The following is a 25,470-nucleotide window of genomic DNA, read 5'->3' as shown; positions in this document are numbered from 1 at the left end:
AGGTGTCGCTCAGCGCCGCAGGCTTTCTCCCTGTTTCAACGGAGAGGCAAACGCGCCATCGAAATGGAAAGCGGCGCAGCGCCAAGCACAACACCTCTGCGCCTCCGCGTGAACCATCTTTTCCTGCTTTCGTCCGGGCGGATGCAAATGTCCCGCACGAAACGCCCGCCTCCTCACCCCGAATTGTTGCAGGGTCCATCGGGCAGTTCGCCCCTCCGCCCATGCCGACCGCCGCATCGCCAATCAGGCTCTCACGTGCGAGGTCGGGCGGCGTCAATCATCCGGTGCCCCCTCGGGAATCGACATCCTCAGGATTGTCGCGAGAAGAAAAAAACGGGTTCACGCAGAGCCGCGAAGGCGCAGAGGTGTGGCGCAGCGCCGCAGGCTTCCTCCTATTTTCAACGGGAGACAAGCGCACCGATGAAACAGGAAGTGGCGCTGCGGCGAGCAGAACCTCTCTGCGCCTTCGCGCCTCTGCGTGAAATCCTCTTTGTTGGGAGAGGTTCTATATCCCCCTCCCCTACTGTCCTACACACCCGCCGCACGGTATCATCCGCGCAGCTCTTTCTCATTGTCGGCCCCACTGCGACCGCGAATTTTTTCGGCACATGTGTAACTTTCGAAAAACATGACTATCCCACTGTTTTATATGAACAATATCACTAGAACAGAAAGTTACACGGTGTAACCTTTGTAAACTTCGCTGACCCCATTTCCCGCTTCCCGCCGCGATATGTGAACTATTTTGCACTCGTCGCCCTACGCATTTACCCGGCACTAACCACCCTTGGGGTATGGGCGGGGGGTGAACCGTGCGCCCACTCAGATTTTGTCCTTGCCCAAGGACCTGCCCATCCTTGCCGTGCTCGGCGTGACCGATCCGGCGGAGGGCGATTGGGGGCGCTTGCGGGGCCTCCAGTATTCCACCCTGCCCGGTGCCGGCATCGGCCGTTCGGTATCGCAGGGCGTGGCCGCGCTGGCCCTCGGGTTCTTCCTGATGGGCCGCATCCCCGCGGCAATCCTCGCGCTATGGCTGGTGATAGTCGGTGCCGGCCTGTTCAATGCCTGGCGGATCGACCAGTCCCTGATCGGGGCCGAGCGCCGCCGGTTGTCGAGCGCCGAGATCAAGCGCCAGTTGCTCGGTTCGATCATCAATGCGTTGACCTGGGCCATCCCGTTTGCCGGGTTCGGGTTCCTGATCGATGCCCAGATACTGGTGAAGATGTGGACCGTGCTGGCGATCCTGATGGTCGGCACGGCCATGCTGATGCCGGCTGTGCCCATGGCCACCGTCCTGTTCGCGGGCATCGCCGGCGGCACGGCCGCGGCGCAGTTTGCGTTTTCCGGCATGATCGACATGGCGACGATCAGCGCGCTGTTCTCCTTCCTGGTCATTTTCGGCGCGGTGGAGAACGGGCGGCGCGACCTGACCGCGAAAGTTGCCCATGTCGGCATGGTCGAAAAGGACGAGGTCGTCTCGATGCTGCTGCGCGAATTCGAGGAAGGCGAGGCGGACTGGCTGTGGCAGGTCGATACCGGCCGCCGCGTGCGCGCAATCTCCCCCCGCTTCGCCTTTGCGCTGGCCCGCGAGGCCCGCGAGATCGAGGGCCTTTCGTTCATCCAGCTCATCGCCGGCGAGGCGTGGGAGACCGGGCAGTTCCCCAGCAGCCTCCACGATCTGGCCGAGCGGCTGAAACGGCGCGAGCATTTCTCCAATCTGCTGGTGCGCGTCTCCATCGCCGGACAGGCGCGCTGGTGGGAGCTTTCGGGCACTCCCAAGTTCACGGATGAAGGCCACTTCGACGGTTTTCGCGGCGTCGGCTCGGATGTCACCGAAGCGCGCGAGAATTCCGACAAGATCGCCTGGCTCGCCCGATATGACACCCTGACCGGCCTGCCCAACCGCATGATGCTGACCGAAACGCTGGGCGAGGCGCTGGCCGATGTCGAGCGCTGGCGGCGGCGCTGCGCGTTCCTGATGATCGATCTCGATCGCTTCAAGGCGGTCAACGATACGCTGGGCCACCACATCGGCGACCAGTTGCTGGCCCGCGTTTCGGAACGGCTGAAAGAACAGCTCAGCGAAAACGAGCTGTGCGGCCGCTTGGGCGGCGATGAATTCGCCATCGTCATTCGCGACGCGTCCGATCTCGATCACGTCAAGCGCGTCGCCGAGCGGGTCATCCACCGCCTGTCGCAACCATACGAAGTGGATCACCACACCCTGTTCGTCGGGGCATCGGTCGGCTCGGCGATCGGACCGCGCGATGGGGCGACGGTCGAGACGCTCATGCGCAACGCCGATCTGGCGCTGTATCGAGCCAAGGATTCGGGCGGCAACGTCCACTACAGCTACGAGCCGGCGTTGCACGCCCATGCCGAGGAACGCCGCCGACTGGAATTCGCTCTGCGCCGCGCGCTCGATTCGAACGAATTCAGCCTGGTGTTCCAGCCGGTCGTCGATGCCACCAGCGAGGCGGTGACCAACTTCGAGGCGCTGCTGCGCTGGAACAGCCCGGCGCTGGGGCCGGTCAGCCCGGCCAAGTTCATCCCGCTGGCCGAAGATACCCGCCTGATCGTGCCGATCGGCGAATGGGTCCTGCATCAGGCCTGCATCGCCGCGACGCACTGGCCCGAGCATATCCGCATCGCCGTCAACGTCTCGGGCGAGCAGTTGCTGGACCAGAGCTTTGCCGCCACAGTGGTCTCCGCCCTCTCCGCCAGCGGTCTTGCGCCGCAGCGGCTGGAACTGGAGGTGACCGAAAGCGTCTTCCTGCGCGACGGCAATCAGGCCCGCGCCGCGCTGGAGCAGGCGATGGCGCTGGGCTGCAAGATCGCGCTGGACGATTTCGGCACCGGCTATTCCTCGCTCGGTTACCTGCGCAAGCTGCGCTTCTCCACGATCAAGGTCGATCGCAGCTTCGTGCAGGGTGCGGCCACCGGCAACGCCGAAAGCCTGGCGATCATCCGCGCGGTCGTCGCCATGGCCGACAGCCTGGAGATGTCCACCACCGCCGAAGGTGCGGAGACCGAGAAGGAGGTAGAGATCATCCGCCAGCTCGGCTGCCGCAAGATCCAAGGGTACTACTTCGGCCGGCCGATGGCGGCACATGATGCCGAAGCGCTGTTCCGCAGCCGCCACTACCTGTCCAAGCAGACCGCCGCCTGATCCTGCCGGTGGCGGCTTGCGGGCCGCCGTGTTCCCGCGTAACACAGAGCCTTCCGGGGCACTGCAACCTCCCGGTCAGGCACCATGCGCCCAAGCGTTGCCTTTCAAAGGTCCGCATTCCAGCGGATGGAAAGGTATAGGGCTTTCGTGCCGGACAATGTGCCGCCCGTTGCAGCAACTGCATCCCCCGTTCCCGATTTTCCCGAACTGGTGCGGGTGTTCGCGCGCATCGGTTGCCTCAGCTTTGGCGGCCCGGTCGGCCAGATCGCGCTCATGCACCGCGAACTGGTCGAAGAACGCGGCTGGGTGACCGAGGATCAATATCTCCACGCACTGAACTTCTGCCATCTCCTCCCCGGCCCCGAGGCGCAGCAACTGGCGATCTGGATCGGCAACAAGCTGCATGGCATCAGGGGCGGGATGGCGGCGGGGCTGCTGTTCGTCATCCCCGGTGCGGCGGTGATCCTCGCCCTGTCGATCCTCTATGGCTTCGCCGCCAAGCTGACGTGGTTCGCCGCGCTGTTCCTCGGCATCAAGGCGGCGGTGCTGGCGATCGTGGTGCAGGCGCTGATGCGGGTCGCCGGAAGGGCGCTCAACACGGGGTTCAAGCGGGCTCTGGCGGGTATCGCCTTCCTGTGCCTGTTCCTGTTCAACCTGCCCTTCCCGCTGGTGGTGCTGGGGGCCGGGCTGATCGGCACGATTGCCGCCGCCAAGGTGCCGCATCTGCTGGCGCTCAAACCCGTCGCGCCGGCGGGGGAACTGGCCCCGCGCCCGTGGCGGCACAGTCTCAACGCCGTCGCCATCGGCAGCGCCGCCTGGGCCGCGCCGATGATCGCGGTGTTCGCGCTGCTCGGGCCGGACCACGTCCTGTGGCAGGTGGGCGTGTTCTTCTCGAAGCTCGCGGTCGTTACTTTCGGCGGGGCCTATGCGGTGCTGGCCTATATGGCCCAGCAGGCGGTGCAGGGCTTCGGCTGGCTTTCGCCCGGGGAGATGGCCGATGGCCTGGGGCTTGCCGAAACGACGCCGGGCCCGCTGATCATGGTGACCCAGTTCGTCGGCTATCTGGCGGCGTTTCGCGACCCTGCCCCGTTCACGCCCATCATCGCCGGCCTGCTGGGCGCGGCGCTGACCACCTGGGTGACGTTCGCCCCCTGCTTCCTGTGGATCTTCGCCTTCGCGCCGTGGATCGAGCGGCTGGAACATGCGCCGCGGCTCAAGGGGGCGCTCGCCGCGGTCACGGCCAGCATCGTCGGCGTGATCGCCAACCTGTCAGTCTGGTTCGCGCTGCACGTCCTGTTCACACGGGTCGCTCCGGCCACCGTAGGCCCGGTGCAGATCGCACTGCCCAACCTGACCAGTCTTGACTGGCGCGCGGCGCTGATTGCGGGCGTGGCCGCCTGGCTGGTGATCGGCCGCAAATGGAACGTCATGGCCGTGCTCGCGCTGGCGGCAGGGGCCGGACTGGTGCTGTGTCAGGCCTTCCCGGCCTGATCCCCCCGCTCAGGCACCGACGAGCCCGCGCACCGCGCTTTCGAACAGCGCGCGCCCGTCGGTGCCGCCATGCGTCGTCTCGATCGCGCGTTCGGGGTGCGGCATCATCCCCAGCACGTTGCCGGCGGCATTCAGCACGCCGGCGATCTGCCGCGCCGAACCGTTGACGTTTTCGGCATAGCGGAAAGCCACCCGGCCTTCACCTTCGAGACGGTCCAGCGTGGCATCATCGGCGTAGTAGTTGCCGTCATGATGCGCGACCGGCACGGAGATGGTCTGCCCCGCCTCATAGCCGCCGGTGAACAGCGACTGGGCGTTCTCCACGGTCAGCTTCGCGTCCTTGCAGACGAAGCGGATGGTGGCGTTCCGCAGCAGCGCGCCGGGCAGCAGGCCGCTTTCGGTCAGCACCTGGAAGCCGTTGCACACGCCCAAGACCGGCACGCCGCGATTGGCCGCTTCGATCACCGCCTGCATCACCGGCGAGCGCGAGGCGATGGCACCGCAGCGCAGGTAATCGCCATAAGAGAAGCCACCGGGCAGCGCGATGAAATCGAGCCCCTGCGGCAGGTCGGCATCGCCGTGCCAGACGCGATGCGGCGCGGTTCCCGATACCTTCTCCAGCGCCACCGCCATGTCGCGGTCGCAGTTGGAGCCGGGAAAGGTGATGACGGCAGAGTTGAAAGCCATCAGGCGGCCACCTTCTCGATGCGGTAATTCTCGATCACCATGTTGGCGAGCAGCTTGCGGCACATATCGTCCAGCGCCTCATCCGATACGCCGTTGTCGACATCCAGCTCGAACAGGCGACCGGCGCGCACATCGTGGACACCCGCGAAGCCCAGACCTTCGAGCGAGTGCTGGATGGCGCGGCCCTGCGGATCGAGGACGCCGGGCTTGAGGCTGACGTGGACGCGCACTTTCATGACCGGGGCCTTTCGCTGTTCCGACAGGACAGATTCGTTGATGCGCCTATGACTCCGCATGGCGTCCGGGGCAAGTCGCGCTATGGAAGAAGTCGGGCCGATCCGCGGCCCCTTGCGCCAGAATCGCTTCGCACGGCCTTCGGAGACCCGCCTCATGACCATATCGTTCGCCGGCCAGGTTGCCATCGTGACTGGTGCCGGCAATGGCCTCGGCCGGGCCTATGCGCTGGAACTGGGGCGGCGCGGTGCCAGGGTGATGGTCAATGACCTCGGCGGCGCGCGCGACGGCAGCGGCCATTCCGATGCCGCCCGCGCCGTGGTCGAGGAAATCCGTGCCTCCGGTGGTGAAGCCATGGCCGATGGCGGCGACGTTTCCGATTTCGCGCAGATGGAGGCGATGGCCGCCCGGGCGAAAGAGGCATGGGGCGGTGTCCACGTCCTCATCAACAACGCCGGGATCCTGCGCGACCGCACCTTTGCCAAGATGGACATGGCCGATTTCGAACGGGTAGTGCGCGTCCACCTGCTCGGCAGCGCCTATGCCACCAAGGCGGTGTGGAACATCATGCGCGATCAGGGCTACGGCCGGGTGCTGATGACAACCTCGTCCACCGGGCTCGGCGGCAACTTCGGCCAGGCTAACTACGGCGCGGCCAAGGCGGGCCTGATCGGCCTTGCCCGCACCCTGCGTATGGAAGGCGCGCGCTACGATATCCGGGTCAACGCGATCATGCCCACCGCCGGCACCCGCATGACCGCCGATATCTTCCCGGAAGAGGCCTATCACGCCTTCGGGCCCGACAGCGTGGTTCCGGCGGCGATCTACCTGGTATCGCGCGATGCCCCGACCAACGCCATCGTCGGCGCCGGGGGCGGCGTGTTCCAGAGCGCGCACATCACGATGAATGATGGGGTGCTGTTGCAGGGTGAAGCGCTATCCGCCGAAGGCTTCGCCGCCGCCTGGCCCGAAATCAGCGCCTGCGCCGGGGACGCCGAATTCGTCAACGGCATGGACCAGGCTGCACACGCGCTGCGGATGCTCAGCCGATGATTGCAAATATTTAACACCACACCGCCGCATCACGATTGACCGCGCGCGTTCGCACCGGCAGCTTCGTGCGGCAACGGGCTGGGGGCAGTCAGCATGCGCGGAGTGATCGATCGGGGCCGCACCGGCCGGTTGAAAGTGCTGGGCGTCCTGGCGCAACTGTCGCTGGGCGCGTTCGTGCTGCTATGGGGCCTGGCGCTGCCCCTGTGGCTGTGGCGCTGCGTCCAGGTGCTTTCGAATCCATACGCCGTGCCGCAGTCGGCGATGGAAGTGGGGGCGATCGCCGTCATGTCGTTAACCACGCTGCTCGGCGTGCTCACGGTCGTCCCTGCCGCGCTGTTCTTTCTCGTCTGGCTCTATTTCGCGATCGACAACCTGCACGATGCCGGTTTGCCGGGGCTCAAGGCCCGCCCGGTGTAGAGCGTGGCAAGCTACTTTGTCCCGATCGCGAACCTGTTCGTGCCCCCCGGCATCGTCCGTGAACTGTGGAACCGCAGCCACGGCGAGGACGAATGGCAAGCGAAGGCGGATGTCGCCGGCGTCAGCATCTGGTGGGCCGGCTATCTCGGCGGTGGCCTGATCCTTACCTTGCTGGGCATCCTTGCCCTGTACGACGGGATGACCAACGCCATAGTGCTGGTTCCCCCCGGCGCGAACGAGGGTATGCTCGCCCTCGCCATGCTGCTGCTGTGTGGTTCGGCATCAAGCCTCGTGCTGGTGATCGGCGGCATCACCAAGGCCCAAAGTAACCTGGACAACACCGACCTGATTTTCGGTTAAGCGCCGAACACCAGCAGCGCCAGGCGTTTGGCGACACATTCCGGCAACGCATGAACGGAGCGATAAGTGTATTCAGAGAGCGAGATTGCCTCCGCAGTGGCCGCCGGTGCCATCACCGCACAAGCCGCCGATGCATTGCGGGACCATGTCGCCAAGCTTCGCAACCTGCCGGCAGCCGACGAAGAGAATGTGCGCTTGATCTCGAGCTTCAATGACATTTTCGTCACCATTGCCTGCTCGCTCGTCATCTTTTCGGCCATCTATGTGGGGACTGACAGCCATGCCTGGGTCGGCGGCGCTCTGGTCGCTATCGCTAGTTGGGCGATGGCCGAAATATTCACCCGCAAACGCCATATGGCACTCCCGTCCATTGTTTTGCTGGGCGCGCTTGTCGTTGGCGCAGGGATCGCGGCGAGTGACGTTGCGGGACTGCTAATGCCGCGGCATGAGATCGTCCGTTCCTTCAATTATAACGGCCACACCAACTTCTGGACCGCAGAAGTCCGCTATCCGTGGCAGGAGGGACTGATGGCTTTGGCTGGGGCCGCAATTGCGGGAATTTGCGCTGTCCTGCACTGGTTGCGTTTCCGCATCGCGATCACAGTCGCAGCCGCAATCGGCGCAGCCGTGCTCATTGTCCTGGCCATTGTGGCCGCCTTGACGGACCAGAAAATTGCCGCAAATCCCTTCATCGCGCCCGTTGCCCTCGGTTGCGGGATTGTCGTGTTCATAGTCGCGATGCGGTGGGATCTATCTGATCCTGAACGCCGAACCCAGCGTGCTGACATCGCTTTCTGGCTTCACCTTCTCGCAGCACCGTTACTCGCCCACCCGATGTTTTACTGGCTGGGGGTTCTCGGCAATAATCGCATTTCGCTTGCTAGCGGCCTCGCCGTGCTGGGGATTTACTGCGCCTTTGGCTTTATCGCGTTGATCATCGATCGCCGGGCGCTGCTGGTATCGGCGCTGGCCTATGTGATTGCGGCCCTATTCGCGTTGCTGGACACCTTTGGCTCCGTAAGCTCGGCGGTAGCCCTGACGACATTGCTCATCGGCTGTGCATTGCTGGCGCTATCGGTATTATGGGCCCCTCTGCGCGCGCGGGCACTACATCTCGCGCCCGAAGCTCTGCGCTTGCGGTTGCCGGCTGCGGCTGTCCTGATCCCCGGAAGGATCAGTCTTCCACCACCTTGAGCAGCTTGCGTTCCAGCGGGCTCAGCACGCCTGCCAGTTCGTGGCCGCGCTTGAGGATCTGCCCGGCTTCGCCGAACAGCGTCCACATGCCTTGGCGGGTACGGAGCGACGGACGTTTTTCGATGCGGGCCTGCGGGCGTTCGGCCGCGCGGCGATAGGCGCTGAAGGCGGCGGCGTCCTTGTCGAAATCCATGGCATAGTCACGCCACAGCCCGGCCGCGACCATGCGGCCGTAGAGATCGAGGATGCGCTGGAGTTCCGGCCGCTCGAACCCGATCTGGAGCGGGGCGCGGCCGGGGAATGCGACGATGCTGGCAGGGGTGCTGGTGGGACCGTTAGGGCCAACGCTCATCCCGGTCAGATGCCCTTCACCACCGGTTCGTCGGCCCGGACATCCTCACGCGCCGCCTTGAGCGCGTCGATCTCACTACGCAGCAGCGCGATTTGTTCTTCCAGTTCATCGACGCGCTGGTTCGGGGCTGGCTCGCACGGCTCCTTGCACGGCGTGCCATAGGGCATGAACTGGCGGGCATAGGTCTCGGCCGAAACCAGCGTGGAGCGGGCCTTGACGCCGATCATCGTCGCGCCTTCGGGCACGTTCTCGGTCACCACCGCGCTGGCCCCGATCCGCGCGCGACGGCCGACGGTGACGGGACCTATGATCTGCGCGCCCGAGCCGACGATCACGTCATCCAGCAAGGTCGGGTGGCGTTTGCCGCCGACGCCGTTGGTGGGGTTCGAGCCGCCCAAGGTAACGCACTGATAGATCGTGACGTTATCGCCGATCTCGGCCGTTTCGCCGATGACGGTGAAGCCGTGGTCGATGAAGAAGTTCTTGCCGATGCGGGCACCGGGATGAATGTCGATCGCGGTCAGGAAGCGCGAGAAATGGTTCACCGCGCGGGCGAGGAAAAACAGCCGCGCCTTGAACAGACGGTGGGCGATCTTGTGAAAGAACAGCGCCCAGGCTCCGGGATAGAGCAGCACTTCCCAGCGCGAACGCGGCGCGGGATCGCGCGCGACGACGGAATCCAGGTAGCGGACAAGATCACCCAGCATGGCCTAAATTTCCCATCAATTCCGTCGCGTGGCAAGCCCCACCGCCGCGACCAGCCTTCACTCCGGTTTGCCGGGCCCCATAATCTCTTCCAGCGCATCACGCCAGATGGCGATTCCAGGGGCCTGCTTGCGCTCCAGGCTGAGCCGGTCGATCGCCGCAACGAGGCGTTCAGCCGCCAGATGGCTACGCTCCACCCGTCCTACAAGATAAGTGGTTGCACTTTCGTCAAGCACCAGCCCGCGCATCTCGGCCTGCACGCCCAGCAGCGCGGCCATGCTTTCATCATCGGGCGGGCCGATTTCCAGCGCGAGCGCCGCGCCGAGGCGTGAGGCGAGATCGGGGAGTACCACCTGCCAGCGCCCGGCCCCGTTGCCATAAGGCAGGGCACTGACGATCAGCAGCGGCCGGCCGCTTTCCTGCGCCCGGTTCCAGGCATGGAACAGCGCGGTTTCGTCCATCCGGTCGGCATCGTCCACCGCATCGCCCATCCCGGCATCGACGAACCAACGGGCCAGCAGCGACTTTCCCGATCGCGGCGGGCCAGACAGCAGCGCGGTGCGGAACGGCCAGCGCGCCGGCTCTCCCAGCGCGTCAATGACGTGGCCGTTGCCGGTGCCGACGATGATCCGCGAAGGATCACGGGCATCGGACGGGAACGGAAGGGCGATCTGTCGCATGGCCGGGGTGCCGGAAATCGTTCGGGCGAGGCCGCCGGGATCAGCGGCTGATGCGCAGGGTAGCGCCGCCGCCAGAGACATTCCAGCCCTGCGCCTTGAGCGCCCCCGCCAGCCGCTCCGCCCCGCCGACCACGGAAACCCGCATGACCGAGGTGCCGCCGATCGCCAGGCTCACGGTCGCCGCGCCGCGCACGCCCGGCACGCCGCGAACGGCGGCCAGCGCCGCGTCGACGGCGGCGGCATCGGGGGTGGCGAACTGGACCGAAACCTCTGCCGTCTCGCCCAGCACGGTCTGGTCCAGCGTGATCTGCGGGCCGGCCTGCGGCGCAGTCGGCAGGTCCGACGCCTTGGGCATCAGCTTGTCGCGCAGTTCGGCGAAGGCCCCGTCGTAGACCGCCTGCCCGGCGGTCAGCGTGGGATCAGGGGTCAGCAGCCCCTGCGCCAGCGCGCCGCGATAGAGCTGGTCGATGCGCAGTACGGCATCGTCTAGCATGCGCGGCAGATCCTGCTCGTTCGCGGCCTTGAGCCTGAAACTGCCGAGGAAGCGGTTGTCCGGGCCGTAGCGGGCAGTGAACGTGCCCATCACCGGTCCGCCCGGCCACTGCCGTTCCAGCCGGGCCACCGGCACCAGCACGTCCGACGCTTCGAACTGGTCGAGCAGGTTGCGCCACCACAGGCGGCTGTGCCGGCCGACCTGCCCGGCGGTGAGGATCAGCGATTCGCCGCCGGAGCCCGAAGGCCGCACGTAATCGATCGGGCTTTGGGCATCCTGGTATTCGGCCCAGGCGCGCTGCCAGGGGCCGCGCACTTCATAGACTTGCGCAACGCCGCCCGAATAGAGCACCGGGATCGTCAGCATCGGGGCAGAGCGCGTGATCGTGCCACCGGCGGTGATGATGCCGCCCGACTTCGCCTTGTCGAAAATCACGCCAAGCCGCGCGATATAGCGATGCGGGCCGACCTGTTCGCGTTCGATGACCACGGACGAAACCATCGCGTCGATCGATTCGATCGGCATGTCCGGCCCGCCGATCTTCTTCCACGCCAGCTTTTCCGCCTCTTTCCACCCCGCCAGCCGCGCATCCGCGCCGGTCTTGCCGGTGACATCGACGTCTATCCCGGACACTTCGATATCCTGCGAGGTCATCACCGGGGCAATGCCGCGATCGCCTTCGATCTGGGCGATCAGCCGCGAGGTGCCCGCCACGCCCGCGATCGCCAGTGCCGCAACGCCGGCCATCACTGCCGCGCGGCGGCCGGGCGTACCGGCGGCGAAACGGCCTTTGCGCAGGATCTGCGAGGATTTTTGGGGAAAGGCCATGGTCATAGGTCGAAAAGCATGCGCCTTTTGCCCAAACGGCGATGGAAATCCAAGCCGTAAAGCACTATGCGGCCGCAATGTCCGACGATAACTCCCCCAAGAGCTACAGTTACGAGCAGGCCGGCGTCTCGATCGCGGCCGGAAACGCCCTGGTCAAGGCCATCGGCCCGCTGGCGAAGTCCACCGCCCGGCCCGGGGCCGACGCCGAGCTTGGCGGCTTCGGCGGCTTCTTCGATCCGCGCGCGGCCGGGTACAAGGACCCGCTGCTGGTCGCCGCCAACGATGGCGTGGGCACCAAGGTCAAGCTGGCGATCGATTCTGATCGCCACGATCACATCGGCATCGATCTGGTTGCCATGTGCGTCAACGATCTCATTGTGCAGGGCGCTGAACCGCTGTTCTTCCTCGATTATTTCGCCACGGGCAAGCTGGAGAACGGCGTCGCCACGCGCGTCGTCGCCGGCATTGCCGAAGGGTGCCGGATGGCCGGCTGCGCGCTGATCGGCGGCGAGACGGCGGAAATGCCCGGCATGTACGGCGCGGGCGACTATGATCTGGCCGGCTTCTGCGTCGGCGCGGTGGAGCGCGGCGAGCAGTTGACCGGTGACAAGGTGGGCGTCGGCGATGTGCTGCTCGGCCTTGCTTCTTCGGGCGTCCATTCGAACGGCTATTCGCTGGTCCGCCGTCTCGCCGCCGACAAGGGCTGGAAGCTCGACCGGCCGGCGCTGTTCGATCAGGACACCAAGCTGATCGACGCCTTGATCGCGCCGACGCGGATCTACGTGAAAAGCCTGCTGCCCTTCATCCGCGCGGGCCGCATCCATGCGCTGGCGCACATCACCGGCGGCGGCCTGCTGGAAAACATCCCCCGCGTGCTGCCCGATGGCTGCCACGCGCGCATCGATGCCGGTGCCTGGACCCAGCCGCGGCTGATGGCGTTCCTGCAGGCGCAGGGCAATATCGAGCCGGGCGAGATGGCCCGCACCTTCAACTGCGGGATCGGCATGGTGCTGGCCGTGGCGGCAGACGAAGCAGCCGCGCTCCAAGCCGATCTCGAAGCGGCGGGCGAGACGGTCCACGTGATCGGCGCGATCGAGCCGGGGCCAAAGGGCTGCACCGTGCAGGGAACCGCCGAAGACTGGTCGGCGCGCGCGGTGTGGGAGGCCGTCCACCTTGCCTGATCGGGCCAAGGTCGCCGTGCTGATCTCGGGCAGCGGCACCAACATGGCCGCCCTGCTCTACGCCAGCCGCGCCGAGGATTGCCCTTACGAAATCGTCCTCGTCGCTGCCAACGATCCCGATGCGAAGGGTCTGCGGCTGGCCGAGGCGGAAGGCATCGCCACCTTTGCGCTTTCGCACAAGGGCATGAAACGCGCCGAACATGACGCGGCGATGGACGCGGCGATTCGCGCCAGCGGGGCCCAATGGGTGGCACTGGCCGGGTACATGCGCATCCTGACGGAGGACTTCGTATCCGCGTGGGAAGGCCGGATGGTCAACATCCACCCTTCGCTGCTACCCAAGTACACCGGCCTGCACACGCATGACCGCGCCATCGCGGCGGGGGACAGCCACGGCGGCGTCACCGTCCACCTCGTCACCGCCGAACTCGATGACGGTCCGATCCTGGGCCAGACCCCGGTGGCGATTGTCCCGGGCGATACCGCAGAAAGCCTCGCCGCGCGGGTGCTGATCGCCGAACACCAGCTCTATTCGCGGTGCCTCGCCCGCCTCGTCAGCCGCGAGCGCGATCCCGACTGGCTGGCCGAACGGGTGCGCGAACGCGCGCTGGCGCTGCCGGAAAGCGACGAGATCGTCAGCCACGGCATGCCCTGCTTCGGCGTGACCAAGGGCAAGAAGTTCGCCTATTTCACCGCCGACCACCACGGCGACGGCCGCATCGCCCTGCTGGTCAAGATCAGCGGCGTGGAGGAACAGGGCCTGCTGATCGAGCGGGATGAAGAACGGTTCTTCCGCCCCGCCTATTTTGGCGATGGCTGGATCGGCATGCGGCTCGATCGCGGTGGTGTGGACTGGGACGATGTGGGCGCGTGGCTGGCGCGATCTTGGCGCGCGGTCGCGCCGAAGCGGCTGACGGTGCTGCTGGATGCGGCGGATGCGTTCTAACGAAGATGCCCAAGAAAACGCTACGATTCGCGATAATTCTGACGCTCCTCGCCACTTTAGCGGCATTGCGAGCCTACACCGCTCCCGCGGATTGTACAGACGGTGAAGGGCACGGCCCCGACCCCGGGACGGCAGAATGCAACGCATCCATTGCTGCATCCAATGCACGACGCCCACTTGCAGCCGGCATTGTGTTTCTGACAGTCTTAACAGTCGGAATTGGCGGAGCAGCAATCTGGGTCGGTGCGCGAAAAGTTGCCCGATCCGACTGGATCTAGGCCGGCCATGATCCAATTCCTTGGAAAAGCTTCGGCGTCGCAAGCGAAGTTTGCACTAATGGCATGTCTTTGCGCCGGACTGTCGCTCGCGGCAGCGCCGGCCACTCGGTTCCCCGCATGGCGCGCGACTACTATCGATGGCGCAAACCTCGATCTGAGCGCCGCTGATCGCAAGGTGGTGGTCGTCAATTACTGGGCGACATGGTGCGCGCCGTGCCGCGTCGAAATGCCGATGCTGGACGCCGCTTATGCCCGGTTCCACGGCGAAGCGGTGGAGATGATCGGCATCGCCCTCGACAGCGGTGCCTCGCGCGACAAAATCAGACGCGCCGTCCGGGTCAGCTTCCCGCTGGCGCGGCTGGCCGACACGTCGATCAAGCCATCGCAAGTGCCCGGCGCGCTTCCCGAAACGCGCATCTACGGCCGTGACGGACGGCTGCGCTACACCTTCCGTGCCGGCAAGGACACGCTCGACGGGCCGACCCTCGACCGCATCCTCGCCACGCTGAGTGCGGAACGCTAGAACCGCATTTGCAATCCGGTTGAGGCAATGACCTTGGGGGTCAATTGCCAGCCCTTCACCCGCTGGTAGAGCGGCACCTGTACCAGCCCGAAGGCGGACAGGCTGGAGGTCAGCTTCACGCTGGCTCCGGGCGAGAGGTAGACCTGTTCACCGCCGCTGTTGGTCCGATCGGCCTGAACGCCCTTGTCCCGCCCGTTGATGCGGCCATTGATCTGGAGTTCGGGCGTCACCGCCTGCCATCCCAGATAGCGCAGTGACGCCGATGCTTCGCCCAGCGTGCCGGGCCGGAACCCGTCATGGCCGTGCATCGCAAACTGCACCTGCCCCTGAAGCACCAGCGCCAGCGACGGCGCGATCGTGCTGTAGTGATAAGCACCGACGATCGCCTGAACCGTTCCCGTGCCGGGCTGCAACCCCCGGTCGATCTCCTCGCCCGCTTCGGGCCCCGATGCGAAGCGCTTCTTTGTCGATCCGGTGGGCAGAACCACGCCTAGCTGGAGGCCGGTGATGCCGTTCGGCGTCGACAGCCCCTGCCAGCGACCGACCAGCCGCACATCGCCGATCCCCGCGCCGGTAGAGCGGGTCACCGCCACGGTATCTTCGGCGATAGTGCGATGCGGTCGGCTGATCCATGGCACCGCAAGGTTGAATCCGAAGTCATTCGCGAACTGGCGGTCATAGGCCAGCGTGGCGATGTGGTTGTAAGTGGACCGTTCGATCTCCCGCTCGTTGGGCAGGTCAAGATCGGCCGCATCGACCTTGCCGGTGCCGGTTCTCAGATCGGTCTGCGGGATATAGTCGTAGCGGATGGTCACTGCTTGGCCGGGCTGGGTCACCAGCCCTTGGGAGAGCCAGTCGGACGTGAACGTGCAGCCGCACGAGGCGCAGGCAAAAGCAGGCGCGGGCAGAACCGCGGCAAGGGCTGCCGCGAAGTGGAAGGATTTCATTTTGGCATACTCCGTGGCGGCACGCCCGGGTGGGCCGCGTCGCGAACATCATCAGCGGATTGTCAGGCGGAGCGGGCCCTTGGCGGCGCTTGCGAAGGCGGCCGTGATCGTGGAGGTATCGGCAGCAGCAGCGCCTGCTGTGCCGTGGGTTCGGGAAAAGGATCGGGTGAGGATACGGCTGCGACAAGCGGGGCATCGCCGCCGCCCAGTGCTGCCAGCGCCAGCGCGCAGAACACGCAAGGCGTATCGTGCGCGCCCTGATCGGGTGCATTGCGGTCCTGCCCCGAGATCAGCACCGTGCCACCGCCGTTGCACAGCGCGGCGACCACGCGGCCATCCTCGATCCGGGGCATGACCCCGCCGGGCAGTGCCAGCCGCAGCGTCAGGACAAGAAGCACCGCCAGCAGCGCCAGCAGCGCCAGCAGCCCGCGTGCTTCAATCCATCGGCGCAAGTCCCCCATGGCCGCGCCCTTGGCGCAGCCGTGCCATCCCGTCAACCTGACGGGCCGGTCAGATCTGGTCGTAATCCACCAACGGCCGGCTTTCGCGGGTGCCGCGATAGACTTCGTCCGGCTTGTCGGGCGCGCCCTGGATAACGACGTAGTCCGCCCCCACTTCGATGAGGGTGCCGACAAACGGGAAGCCCGATAGCGAACCGGAGACGCGATAGCTTACGGTATCACCCGGCTTGAAGCTGTCAGGATCGAAGTTGAAGCTGAACGGACAGCTATCGTCCCCTGCGCCCATGCCTTGCATCGTAGCCTCCCGCACCGTTTCCTTGACCTCACGCATCTTGCCGATCGCAATGGTCCTGTCCATCGCCGCGCAACGAAAAGGGCCGCCGGATCGCTCCGACGGCCCTTTTTCATCGCTGACGCGAAAGCGTGATCAGCCGACGATTTCTTCCGGCTTGAAGAAATAGGCGATCTCGATCGCGGCGTTCTCTTCCGAGTCCGAGCCGTGGACCGAGTTGGCTTCGATCGATTCGGCGTAGGTCTTGCGGATGGTGCCCTCGTCGGCGTTCTCTGGGTTGGTTGCGCCCATGACGTCGCGGTTGCGCTTCACGGCATCTTCGCCTTCGAGCACCTGCACGACCACCGGGCCGGAGATCATAAACGAAACCAGATCGTTGAAGAACGGACGCTCGGCGTGGACGGCGTAGAAGCCTTCGGCCTGTTCCTTGGTCATCTGGATGCGCTTCGAGGCGACGACGCGCAGGCCGGCATCCTCAAGCATCTTGGTGACGCCGCCGGTCAGGTTGCGGCGGGTGGCGTCGGGCTTGATGATCGAGAAGGTGCGGGTAACCGCCATCGTCTTGTTCCTTGCGCATTATGGTGTGGGAGCTGTTGGGCGCGCCCCTACCCGCCTTTGTACGCCATCGCAAGGATCGCCTTATCCGGCGCGAACCCAGCGGCCGCCATCCTGCTTCCAGTAATTGCGCACCACGCCCTCGCGCTTGCCCAGCATCGCCCACGCCGCCCGCGCAGCATCGCGGTCATGATCCTCGAAAAAGAAGAAGGTGCGCGCGAACGCTTCCTCCCCGTCGCGCCAGACATTGTCGACGATCGCCAGAAAGCGCGCGCCGTTCACCGCTACCGGCTGATCGGACAGGACGATGGGCTGACGTTCGGCATGCGGTTCATCTGCCTCGCCATTGGCAAGGAAGCTGGTGGGCGATGCCGACCACAGCGCCTGCGACAGCGCCTTGCGCTGCGCCGCGTCGCCCGACACCACCACCATGCGCTCTCCGCCCGCCGTGGCCTTGCCGGCGATCAACGCCAGCGCCCCGCCCAGCGGATCGCGCGTGAGGTGGTAGAAATCGACCTGCATGGCCCCGATCCGCCCGATCCTTTCGATCAGGCTTCGAGCGTATCGCGCACGAACCGGTCGAGCAGGCGCACGCCGTACCCGGTCGCACCCTTTTCCCAGGTGGCACCCGGCTTGTCGGCCCAGACAGTGCCGGCGATATCCAGGTGCGCCCAAGGGGTGTCGTTCTCGATGAAGCGCTTGAGGAACTGCGCTGCCGTGATCGAGCCGCCGAACCGGGCACCGGTGTTCTTCATGTCTGCGATCGGGCTGTCGATCATCTTGTCGTAGGACGGGCCCAGCGGGAAGCGCCACAGCTTGTCGCCGCTGGCATCGCCCGCCGCGGTGAGCGCGCCGGCCAGCGCATCGTCGTTTGAAAACAGCCCGGCATATTCGTGAGCAAGGCTGAGGATGATCGCGCCGGTAAGGGTGGCGAGATCGACAATTCGGACCGGCGCGAATTCGCGCTGGGCAAAGGTCAGAACGTCGCACAGGACCAGCCGGCCTTCGGCATCGGTATTGATGACCTCGATCGTCTGTCCCGACATCGAGGTGACGACATCGCCCGGCCGCTGGGCGTTGCCGTCGGGCATGTTTTCCACCAGCCCGCACAGGCCGACCACGTTGGCCTTCGCCTTGCGCAGCGCCAGCGCCAGCATGGTGCCCGCCACCGCGCCGGCCCCGCCCATGTCCCACTTCATGTCTTCCATGCCGGCGGCGGGCTTGATGCTGATCCCGCCGGTGTCGAAAGTGACTCCCTTGCCGACGAAGGCGACCGGCTTTTCACCCTCTGCGCCGCCGTTCCATTCCATCACCAGCAGCCGCGCCGGACGGACCGAGCCCTGCGCCACGCCCAGCAGCGCGCCCATGCCGAGCGCTGCCATTTCCTTGTCGTCCAGCACGCGCAGCTTGAGGCCGGTGCCTTCCATCCGCGCGATGCAGCGTTCCACGAAGCTTTCGGGATAAATGACGTTCGCCGGTTCGGTGACGAGTTCGCGGGTAAACATCACCCCCTGCCCCACGGCCTGTTCGACCTCCCACAGCCCGGCCGCACCTTCAGGCGCGCCGATCACGGTGATTTCGGCGAGCGAGGGCCTGGCATCGTCCGAAAGCTTGGTGCGATAGCGATCGTGCCGCCAACTGCGCAGTTGCGCGCCCAGTGCCAGGCCGACCGCATCGGCCGCCGAAAAGCCGCTGCCGGTGAGGTCGAAAGTCAGCGCGGTTTCCCCCGAAGTCAGATACTTCGCGACAGCGGTAGCGCCTGCGCGTTCGATCGCTCCGGCACGGTCATCCCCGCCGGCCGCACCGATGCCGACCAGCGCGATGCGCGCCACATCGCCTGACCGTTCGGCGAATCCTTCGAAGATCTGCCCCGCCTTGCCGGTGAACCGGGCTATCCTGGCAGCCTGCGCCAGCACCGGTTCGAGATCGGCCGGCACCGCGTCCAGGTTCACCGGACGGACGATCAGGCGCGACGGGGAAGCGGAGACCGCGTCGAGAAACTGGACTTTCATGCATACTCCTGGGTTCAACGGGGGCGCTCGGCTCGGCCCGAACTTTTACGCCGTGGCGCAACACCGCATTGCAGTTAGGCAACGGCGGTGCGATAGGCAAGGCATGCTCCCTGCCGCGCCGTTCCTGCCGCAAGCCTCCTGCGCCCGCTTGCTCTCCCGCCCTGCCCGGTCGCAAGCGTTCGGTGCCCTGCTCGGCCCGTCGCTGGCAACCTTGCTGGTCTGCGCGCTGACGGCCCCCGCCGCTGCCCAGGACCTCTCCGCCCGCCCGGTGGAGGACCAGCCGATCGCCGGGGCACCGCCCGCGCCGCCCGTCCCCACCAATGGCGAGACCCCGGTGGCTTTCGCCGCCGATGCCGTGGAATACGATCAGACCGGCGATATGGTCACCGCCAGCGGCAACGTGGTGCTGCGCCACGAGAACGATTCCGTGCGCGCCGATACGGTCACGTGGAACCGCAAGACCGGGCTCGTCATCGCCACCGGTAACGTCCGTGTCGTCGATCGCGATGGCAACCAGGCCTATACCGACCGGGTGGAGCTGACGGACGAGCTCAAATCGGGCGCGATGGAAAACCTGCTGGTGGTGATGCGCGAAGGCGGCCGGCTCGCCGCCGAAAAGGGCCAGCGCGACGAAGCGGGCAACATGGTCCTCACGCACGCCGCCTATACCGGTTGCGCGGTGGAGACGTCCAAGGGCTGTCCGCGCAATCCCACCTGGCGCATCCTGGCCGACCGGCTGACCTACACCGAGGCGAACAAGCGCCTGCGCTTCGAGAATGCGCGGATCGAGCTGTTCGGCGCGATCCAGCTTCCGCTGTTCGGGCTGGCGATGGCTTCGGACGGGCGCGCCCAGTCAGGTCTGCTGGTGCCGGATTTCCGGTTCAGCCGGTCCAACGGCATCGAAGTGAGCGACGGCTGGTACTGGCGGATCGCCGACAACCGCGATCTGACCACCACCGCCTATGTGTTCACCGGGGCCGCGCCGATGGTTTCGGCCGAATACCGCGCCCTGACCGAGCGCGGAGCCTATCAGATCACCGGTTACGCAACGTCGAGCAACCGCACCACCATCGCTACCAGCAGCCCCAGCAGCCAGGACACTTTTCGCGGCTATATCTTCGCCAACGGGCGGCTCCAGCTCGATCCCAACTGGAGCGTAAGCTTCGCGCTGCGCCGGGCGACCGATCGCACGTTCCTGCGCCGGTACGACATCAGCCGCGATGATCGCCTGCGCTCGATGGTCAACGTCGAGCGGATCGACGCCGACAGCTACTTCTCCTTCGCCGGCTATGCCACGCAGACGATGCAGGCAGGGACCGATCAGGGGATGATCCCGGTGGCGCTGCCCGCGATCGACTATCGCCGCCGCTTCAGCGATCCGCTGCTGGGCGGCAAGATCGAGGCACAGGTCAATACGCTGGCGATCAGCCGCACCGATGGCCAGGACACCCAGCGCGCTTTTGCCGGGGTGGAATGGTCCTTGCGCAAGCTGACCGGGCTGGGCCAGCTCGTGACCTTCACCGCACTCGGCCGTGCCGACGTTTATCATTCCGACGAAAACGCCGATACCGTGACGTCACTCTATGCCGGAAATCCGGGCTGGGAAGCGCGCGGCGTGGCTTCGGCGGCGGTCGATGTGGAGTGGCCGCTGGTGGGCGCGGCTTTCGGCGGCACCCAGGTGCTGACCCCGCATATCCAGCTCGTCGCGCTGCCGAAGATCAAGAACCTTTCAGTCCCGAACGAAGACGCCCGCTCGATCGAACTGGAAACCGGCAACCTCTTCGCACTGAACCGCTTTCCCGGCTACGACCGGATCGAGGACGGCGTGCGCTTTACCTATGGCGTGCACTGGCAACTCGACGTCCCGCGCTGGCGGATCAACACCGTGGTCGGCCAGTCGGTCCGCCTCAGCAGCCGGCCGACGCTGCTGCCGGACGGCACCGGCCTGTCCAGCAAGGTTTCCGACATCGTCGGCCGCACCGAGGTGCGCTATCGCGATTTCGTGAGCCTGGTCCAGCGCTTCCGCCTCGACAAGGACACGCTGGCCGTCCGGCGCATGGAATTCAACGCCACCGTCGGCAGCCGCAAGACTTACGCCGAAATTGGCTACACCAAACTCAACCGCGGCATCACCAGCGGCATCGAGGACTTGCGCGATCGCGAGGAAGTGCAGGCGGCGGGGCGGGTCACCTTCGCCAACTACTGGTCGCTGTTCGGATCGACCACGGTCAACCTGACCGACCGCAACGAAGACCCGACATATGGCTCGGACGGGTTCCAGCCGCTGCGCAGCCGCCTTGGCCTTGCTTACGAGGACGATTGCCTCGAAGTTTCGCTGACCTGGCGGCGGGACTACCAGACCAATGGCGACGCCAAGCGAGGCGACTCTTTCCTGGTCCGGTTCAACTTCAAGAACCTCGGCACCCGCTGACGCGACCGGGGGATTTTTCACAGTGGACAAGCCGCCCCGCCGCCCCTGCCGCCACCGTTGGCAGGCGGCGGCAAACGGTCTATCGGACACGCTCATTTTCAGTTAAGCCCCCGCGCGGCACATCACGCAAAGGTTGCCTAACGATAGTCGGACAGGCCAGAATCTGCCGGGCTGGCCAGCGATGGCGAGGCCGGTGCGGTCGGGAACGGGATTAAGATCACGGTGCAAGCATTCCATCGAAAGACATTGCAGCGGCGCGCAGGCGCGATCCTGAGCGGCGCGGCGCTGATCGCCGGCCTGATCCCGGCGGCCCCGCTGCTGGCGCAGGATTCGCCGCAAGGGGCGATCGTCATCCCCGACAACGTCACGATCTTCACCAACGACAACCCCAACGTCCGGCGCGCGACCGCCGTGGTCAACGGAGCCGTCATCACCGGGACCGACGTCGCCCAGCGCCTGGCGCTGATCCTCGCCGCGAACCAGGGCAAGATCAGCGACGAGGAAAAGGACCGCCTGCGCCTGCAGGTGCTGCGCAACCTGATCGACGAAACGCTGCAGATCCAGGAAGCCAAGGCTTCGGATATCGACATCTCGCAGGACGAGATCGATCAGTCCTATGCCCGCGTCGCGTCGCAGAACTTCAACCAGAATATCGAGGCGATGAACGCCTACCTGACCCGGATCGGTTCCTCCGCCGATTCGCTCAAGCGGCAGATCAAGGGCGAGCTGGCGTGGCAGCGGCTGCTCCAGCGCAACGTCTCCCCCTTCATCAACGTCTCGGCCGATGAAGTGAAGGAAATGCTGGACCGGCTCAAGGCCGCCAAGGGCACGGACGAGTATCGCCTCGGCGAAATCTATCTCGCCGCCCCGGCCGAAGCGCAGGAACAGGTACACGCCAACGCGCTCCAGATCGTCGATCAGTTGCGCAAGGGCGGCAGCTTTGTCGCGTATGCCCGCCAGTATTCGCAGGCTTCCACTGCAGCGGTCGGCGGCGATCTCGGGTGGATCCGCCTGGGCCAGCTTCCCGCCGAACTCGCCACCGCCGCGCGCGAGATGCAGCCCGGCCAGCTTGTCGGCCCGATCCCGATCCCCGGCGGCTTCTCGATCCTCTACCTGATCGACAAGCGCCAGGTCCTCACCGCCGATCCGCGCGACGCGGTGCTGGCGCTCAAGCAAATCTCGGTCGATTTCCCCGCCGGCACCAGCGAAGCGGTGGCCAGCGCCAAGGCGAAGACCTTTGCCGAGACGATCAAGACCGCGAAGGGCTGCGGCGACGTGGACCGGGTGGCAGCCTCGATCGGCGCATCGGTCGTCGCCAACGATCAGGTTCGCGCGCGAGATCTGCCGGGGCCGCTGCAGAACGCGGTGCTGACCCTCTCCATCGGCGAGACCTCGCCGCCGTTCGGCTCGATCTCCGAAGGCGTGCGCATGCTGATGCTGTGCGGCCGTGATGACGCGCAGACCGACGAAGGCCCGAGCTTCGACGAGCTGATGGCCCAGATGGAAGACGATCGCGTCAACAAGCGCGCGCAAGCCTATCTGCGCGACCTTCGGCGTGACGCTGTCATCGAATACAACTGATCCGGACTGGTGCGGCTGACGCGATGGCGGCGGCCGCGCCCCTTCTGCCGCTTGCCGTTTCGCTGGGCGATCCCGCCGGGGTCGGCCCGGAGCTGTTTGTGCACGCCTGGGCCCAACGCGGCGAAGCGGGGCTTGCGCCGTTCTTCGTTGCCGGTGGCTCGCAGGTCTTGCACGAGGCGGCGCAAGGGTGCGGCCTACCGGTGCCGATCATTGCCATCAGCGACCCGGCTGAGGCGATCGACGCTTTCGCCCACGGCTTGCCGGTGCTTGGTGCCGAGGGTTGTGGCTGGCACCCCGGCGCGCCGGACGCCGATGGCGCGCACCTCGCGCTCGACAGCCTGACCCGCGCCGCCGGCCTTGCGCGTGATGGCGTTGCAGGCGCGATCGTCACCGGCCCCATCGCCAAATCGCATCTGGCGCGGATCGGCTTTACCCAGCCGGGGCAGACCGAATTCGTCGCGGATGCCTGCGGAGTCGCTCATAGCGATGCCGTGATGATGCTGGCGGGGCCTTCGCTGCGGACCGTGCCGCTCACAGTCCATTGCCCGCTGGCCGACGTGCCCGGCCTCATCAGCCGCGCGCTGATCGAGAACAAGGCCCGCATCGTCGCCCGCGCGCTGATCCGGGATTTCGGCATCAGCCAGCCCCGCATCGCGATCGCCGGGCTCAACCCCCATGCCGGTGAGGACGGCCGCATGGGCAGCGAGGATCGCGAGGTGATCGCCCCCGCCATCGCCGCGCTGCAGGCCGAAGGGCTGGCAGTCACCGGCCCGCACCCGGCAGACGCGCTGTTCGCGCCCCATGCACGCGCCGGCTTCGACGTGGCGCTGTGCATGTACCACGATCAGGCGCTGATCCCGATCAAGGCGCTGGACTTCGATGAAGGCGTCAACGTCACGCTTGGCCTGCCGATCGTGCGCACATCGCCCGACCATGGCACCGCGTTCGCCATCGCCGGCAAGGGGCTGGCCCATCCCGGTGCCACTATCGCCGCCTTGCGCATGGCAGGTGCATGCGCGGCACGGCGGCAGGGAACCGTATGACCGCCCCCCTCCCCGCTCTGCCTCCCTTGCGCGAAGTGATTGCCCGCCACGGCCTCACCGCCAGCAAGGCGCTGGGCCAGAACTTCCTGTTCGACGAACAGTTGCTCGATCGCATTGCTGCTATTCCCGGATCGTTGCGCAGCGAGCAGGTGCTGGAAGTGGGCCCCGGCCCCGGCGGCCTGACGCGGGCATTGCTGCGCGCCGGGGCGCACGTCACCGCGATCGAAATGGACCGCCGCTGCCTGCCCGCGCTGGCCGAGCTTGGCGAGGCTTTTCCCGGCCAGCTTCGCGTCATCGAGGGCGATGCGATGAAGGTCGATCCCGGCATTACCGGGCCTTTCCACGTCGTCGCGAACCTGCCTTACAACGTCGGCACCGCGCTGTTCATCGGCTGGCTGGCGGGCGAAGCGTGGCCCCCCGCCTGGCGCTCGCTGACGCTAATGTTCCAGGAGGAAGTCGCGCGGCGCATCGTCGCAGAACCGGATACGGGGGCTTACGGCCGGCTGGCGGTTCTGGCGCAATGGCGCGCGCGGCCGCGACTGGCCCTCAAAGTCCACCGCAGCGCCTTTACCCCGCCCCCCAAGGTGATGTCCGCAATCGTCCACGTCGTGCCCGGAGACGCGCCGGAGGGTGTATCGATGCGCACGCTCGAACGGGTCACCGAAGCCGCGTTCGGCCAGCGGCGAAAGATGCTGCGGCAAAGCCTCAAGGGCGTGCCGGGCGCGCTCGATGCCCTGACAACGCTTGGCATCGACCCCCAGCGCCGCGCCGAAACGCTGTCCATCGAGGAATTCTGCGCGATCGCGCGCGTGATCGGCTAAGTTGGGGGCGGTGCGAGCGAATTTCGGCTGCCGGCGACGTCATCGCAGCCCCAAGGCACTCGCCCCCGTCCGATCACGGGGATAAACCGCGACGGACACCTGCACCTTGCGGTTGAGCCGGTCGAGGATGGTCATCAGCCGGTCGATCGTGAAGCTCTTGAGCCGTGCCTGCCGGATGCGTGAGAAGTCGGCGGCAGCAACGCCGGTAAGCTTTTCGGCCGCCCGGACGGTCAGCTTGTCGGCAGCCAGCGTCTTGCCGATTTCGGCAGCAAGGATGGCACGAAACTGTTCCAGTTCGGCATTGGGCAAACCCAGATCGGCGAACACATTGCCGGACCCGCGCACCAGTTCGAAATCGTCTTCTTCATCCGTCATGACAGCGCTTCCTTCAAGCGTTTGATGCGCTCCTTCACCACGTCGATTTCATGCTTCGGCGTGGCGATTCCGCTGGTCGATTTCTTCTGAAAGGCGTGAACGACCCAGACGTCATCGTCGAGCTGAAGCGCATAAACTACGCGAAATGCATCCCCGCGCTCCTTGATGGCCAGTTCCCACACGCCAGTTCCAAGGCCGATCATCGGCTTGGCAATCTCCGGCGTGTCCCCTTCGGCAATCTGCGTCAGCCCACGCGCGGCCTTTTGCTGTGCGGGCACCGGAAAAGCCCTGAAGTCTTTCAGCGCCCCCTTGAGCCATGAAATATCGCGGAGTGCTTTTCGAGCCACCCCGCATTTGTAGT

27 protein-coding genes are annotated in these 25,470 nt (G+C 66.0%); 13 read left to right on the top strand and 14 right to left on the bottom strand.

The genetic code is table 11. The features are described from left to right. The first annotated feature begins 862 nt into the window (after nucleotides 1–862). Both IE122_RS08105 and chrA read left to right on the top strand, forming a co-directional pair. Nucleotides 863–3,169, top strand: a complete 2,307-nt coding sequence (locus tag IE122_RS08105) for a putative bifunctional diguanylate cyclase/phosphodiesterase (RefSeq protein ID WP_229813934.1) — start codon at nucleotides 863–865, stop codon at nucleotides 3,167–3,169. Between the two features lie 126 nt (nucleotides 3,170–3,295). Continuing rightward, nucleotides 3,296–4,660: a chromate efflux transporter gene (gene chrA, locus IE122_RS08100; RefSeq protein WP_189620656.1), complete on the top strand. Its 1,365-nt coding sequence runs from the start codon at nucleotides 3,296–3,298 to the stop codon at nucleotides 4,658–4,660. Nucleotides 4,661–4,669: 9 nt separating this feature from the next. Here the strand turns inward: chrA and purQ are convergent, their stop codons facing one another. Both purQ and purS read right to left on the bottom strand, forming a co-directional pair. Continuing rightward, nucleotides 4,670–5,347 carry a phosphoribosylformylglycinamidine synthase subunit PurQ gene (gene purQ, locus IE122_RS08095; protein WP_189620655.1) on the bottom strand — a complete coding sequence of 226 codons (678 nt, stop codon included), beginning with the start codon at nucleotides 5,345–5,347 and terminating at the stop codon, nucleotides 4,670–4,672. Then, nucleotides 5,347–5,583, bottom strand: a complete 237-nt coding sequence (purS, locus tag IE122_RS08090) for a phosphoribosylformylglycinamidine synthase subunit PurS (RefSeq protein ID WP_189620789.1) — start codon at nucleotides 5,581–5,583, stop codon at nucleotides 5,347–5,349. The genes purQ and purS overlap by 1 nt, the downstream gene beginning before the upstream one ends. Before the next feature lie 154 nt (nucleotides 5,584–5,737). Between purS and IE122_RS08085 the strand changes: the two genes are divergently transcribed. The 4 genes from IE122_RS08085 (at nucleotide 5,738) to IE122_RS08070 (ending at nucleotide 8,605) form a co-directional block, all read left to right on the top strand. Then, complete coding sequence (locus IE122_RS08085) at nucleotides 5,738–6,634, top strand: SDR family NAD(P)-dependent oxidoreductase (RefSeq protein ID WP_189620654.1); 897 nt, start codon at nucleotides 5,738–5,740, stop codon at nucleotides 6,632–6,634. Nucleotides 6,635–6,727: 93 nt separating this feature from the next. Beyond that, the gene (locus tag IE122_RS08080; RefSeq protein ID WP_189620653.1) at nucleotides 6,728–7,051 is read left to right on the top strand and encodes a hypothetical protein; all 324 of its coding nucleotides are present in this window, start codon (nucleotides 6,728–6,730) and stop codon (nucleotides 7,049–7,051) included. 3 nt (nucleotides 7,052–7,054) lie between these two features. After that, complete coding sequence (locus IE122_RS08075) at nucleotides 7,055–7,411, top strand: DUF4328 domain-containing protein (RefSeq protein ID WP_189620652.1); 357 nt, start codon at nucleotides 7,055–7,057, stop codon at nucleotides 7,409–7,411. 66 nt (nucleotides 7,412–7,477) lie between these two features. Next, complete coding sequence (locus IE122_RS08070; protein WP_189620651.1) at nucleotides 7,478–8,605, top strand: hypothetical protein; 1,128 nt, start codon at nucleotides 7,478–7,480, stop codon at nucleotides 8,603–8,605. Here IE122_RS08070 and IE122_RS08065 read toward each other — a convergent pair. From IE122_RS08065 to IE122_RS08050, 4 genes are read right to left on the bottom strand one after another with little or no spacing between them, the layout of a single operon-like run. Further along, nucleotides 8,586–8,957, bottom strand: a complete 372-nt coding sequence (locus IE122_RS08065) for a DUF2794 domain-containing protein (RefSeq protein WP_189620650.1) — start codon at nucleotides 8,955–8,957, stop codon at nucleotides 8,586–8,588. The two genes, IE122_RS08070 and IE122_RS08065, sit on opposite strands and share 20 nt — an antisense overlap. Before the next feature lie 5 nt (nucleotides 8,958–8,962). Continuing rightward, nucleotides 8,963–9,664, bottom strand: coding sequence for a serine O-acetyltransferase EpsC (gene epsC, locus IE122_RS08060; protein WP_189620649.1), 702 nt, complete (start codon nucleotides 9,662–9,664; stop codon nucleotides 8,963–8,965). A 57-nt stretch (nucleotides 9,665–9,721) separates the two neighbouring features. Then, entirely contained in the window at nucleotides 9,722–10,342 is a 621-nt protein-coding gene (locus IE122_RS08055; RefSeq protein WP_189620648.1) for a P-loop NTPase family protein, read from the bottom strand. A 40-nt stretch (nucleotides 10,343–10,382) separates the two neighbouring features. Beyond that, nucleotides 10,383–11,669, bottom strand: coding sequence for a heavy-metal-associated domain-containing protein (locus IE122_RS08050; protein ID WP_373299122.1), 1,287 nt, complete (start codon nucleotides 11,667–11,669; stop codon nucleotides 10,383–10,385). A gap of 71 nt (nucleotides 11,670–11,740) precedes the next feature. Between IE122_RS08050 and purM the strand changes: the two genes are divergently transcribed. The 3 genes from purM (at nucleotide 11,741) to IE122_RS08035 (ending at nucleotide 14,591) form a co-directional block, all read left to right on the top strand. Further along, nucleotides 11,741–12,844, top strand: coding sequence for a phosphoribosylformylglycinamidine cyclo-ligase (purM, locus tag IE122_RS08045; RefSeq protein WP_189620647.1), 1,104 nt, complete (start codon nucleotides 11,741–11,743; stop codon nucleotides 12,842–12,844). Further along, nucleotides 12,837–13,790, top strand: a complete 954-nt coding sequence (gene purN / locus IE122_RS08040; protein WP_189620646.1) for a phosphoribosylglycinamide formyltransferase — start codon at nucleotides 12,837–12,839, stop codon at nucleotides 13,788–13,790. Before purM ends, purN begins: the two co-directional genes overlap by 8 nt. A gap of 336 nt (nucleotides 13,791–14,126) precedes the next feature. Continuing rightward, the gene (locus tag IE122_RS08035) at nucleotides 14,127–14,591 is read left to right on the top strand and encodes a TlpA disulfide reductase family protein (RefSeq protein ID WP_189620645.1); all 465 of its coding nucleotides are present in this window, start codon (nucleotides 14,127–14,129) and stop codon (nucleotides 14,589–14,591) included. Here the strand turns inward: IE122_RS08035 and IE122_RS08030 are convergent. The 6 genes from IE122_RS08030 to IE122_RS08005 form a co-directional block, all read right to left on the bottom strand. Continuing rightward, on the bottom strand, nucleotides 14,588–15,538 hold the full coding sequence (locus IE122_RS08030; RefSeq protein WP_189620644.1) for a hypothetical protein: 951 nt from the start codon (nucleotides 15,536–15,538) through the stop codon (nucleotides 14,588–14,590). The genes IE122_RS08035 and IE122_RS08030 overlap by 4 nt on opposite strands. 62 nt (nucleotides 15,539–15,600) lie before the next feature. After that, nucleotides 15,601–15,990: a DUF2946 family protein gene (locus IE122_RS08025; protein ID WP_189620643.1), complete on the bottom strand. Its 390-nt coding sequence runs from the start codon at nucleotides 15,988–15,990 to the stop codon at nucleotides 15,601–15,603. 58 nt (nucleotides 15,991–16,048) lie between these two features. Next, nucleotides 16,049–16,357 (bottom strand): reeler domain-containing protein, encoded by a 309-nt coding sequence (locus IE122_RS08020; protein ID WP_373299121.1) that lies wholly within the window; start codon nucleotides 16,355–16,357, stop codon nucleotides 16,049–16,051. Nucleotides 16,358–16,426: 69 nt separating this feature from the next. Then, a complete protein-coding gene (ndk, locus tag IE122_RS08015) occupies nucleotides 16,427–16,849 on the bottom strand; it encodes a nucleoside-diphosphate kinase (RefSeq protein WP_189620642.1) in 423 nt (140 codons plus the stop codon). An 81-nt stretch (nucleotides 16,850–16,930) separates the two neighbouring features. Continuing rightward, a complete protein-coding gene (locus tag IE122_RS08010; RefSeq protein WP_189620641.1) occupies nucleotides 16,931–17,368 on the bottom strand; it encodes a DNA polymerase III subunit chi in 438 nt (145 codons plus the stop codon). A 26-nt stretch (nucleotides 17,369–17,394) separates the two neighbouring features. Then, the gene (locus IE122_RS08005; protein ID WP_189620640.1) at nucleotides 17,395–18,858 is read right to left on the bottom strand and encodes a leucyl aminopeptidase; all 1,464 of its coding nucleotides are present in this window, start codon (nucleotides 18,856–18,858) and stop codon (nucleotides 17,395–17,397) included. Nucleotides 18,859–18,961: 103 nt separating this feature from the next. Here IE122_RS08005 and IE122_RS08000 point away from each other — a divergent pair, with 103 nt between their 5' ends. The 4 genes from IE122_RS08000 (at nucleotide 18,962) to rsmA (ending at nucleotide 24,734) form a co-directional block, all read left to right on the top strand. Further along, a complete protein-coding gene (locus IE122_RS08000) occupies nucleotides 18,962–21,289 on the top strand; it encodes an LPS-assembly protein LptD (RefSeq protein WP_189620639.1) in 2,328 nt (775 codons plus the stop codon). A 270-nt stretch (nucleotides 21,290–21,559) separates the two neighbouring features. Next, nucleotides 21,560–22,870 (top strand): peptidylprolyl isomerase, encoded by a 1,311-nt coding sequence (locus IE122_RS07995; RefSeq protein ID WP_373299125.1) that lies wholly within the window; start codon nucleotides 21,560–21,562, stop codon nucleotides 22,868–22,870. Nucleotides 22,871–22,893: 23 nt separating this feature from the next. Further along, on the top strand, nucleotides 22,894–23,913 hold the full coding sequence (gene pdxA, locus IE122_RS07990; RefSeq protein ID WP_189620637.1) for a 4-hydroxythreonine-4-phosphate dehydrogenase PdxA: 1,020 nt from the start codon (nucleotides 22,894–22,896) through the stop codon (nucleotides 23,911–23,913). After that, the gene (gene rsmA, locus IE122_RS07985) at nucleotides 23,910–24,734 is read left to right on the top strand and encodes a 16S rRNA (adenine(1518)-N(6)/adenine(1519)-N(6))-dimethyltransferase RsmA (RefSeq protein WP_189620636.1); all 825 of its coding nucleotides are present in this window, start codon (nucleotides 23,910–23,912) and stop codon (nucleotides 24,732–24,734) included. The genes pdxA and rsmA overlap by 4 nt, the downstream gene beginning before the upstream one ends. 39 nt (nucleotides 24,735–24,773) lie before the next feature. On the opposite strand, the gene IE122_RS07980 is transcribed toward rsmA, so the two are convergent. Together IE122_RS07980 and IE122_RS07975 are read right to left on the bottom strand one after the other, a co-directional pair. Beyond that, complete coding sequence (locus IE122_RS07980; RefSeq protein ID WP_189620635.1) at nucleotides 24,774–25,109, bottom strand: helix-turn-helix domain-containing protein; 336 nt, start codon at nucleotides 25,107–25,109, stop codon at nucleotides 24,774–24,776. Beyond that, nucleotides 25,106–25,456, bottom strand: a complete 351-nt coding sequence (locus IE122_RS07975; protein ID WP_189620634.1) for a type II toxin-antitoxin system RelE/ParE family toxin — start codon at nucleotides 25,454–25,456, stop codon at nucleotides 25,106–25,108. The genes IE122_RS07980 and IE122_RS07975 overlap by 4 nt, the downstream gene beginning before the upstream one ends. Nucleotides 25,457–25,470 lie beyond the last annotated feature (14 nt).

The sequence above is a fragment of the Novosphingobium colocasiae genome (assembly GCF_014652555.1).
GTDB classification, from domain to species: domain Bacteria; phylum Pseudomonadota; class Alphaproteobacteria; order Sphingomonadales; family Sphingomonadaceae; genus Novosphingobium; species Novosphingobium colocasiae.
The sequence above is the reverse complement of the archived record's forward strand: the minus strand, read 5'-3'. Positions and strand labels throughout refer to the sequence as shown.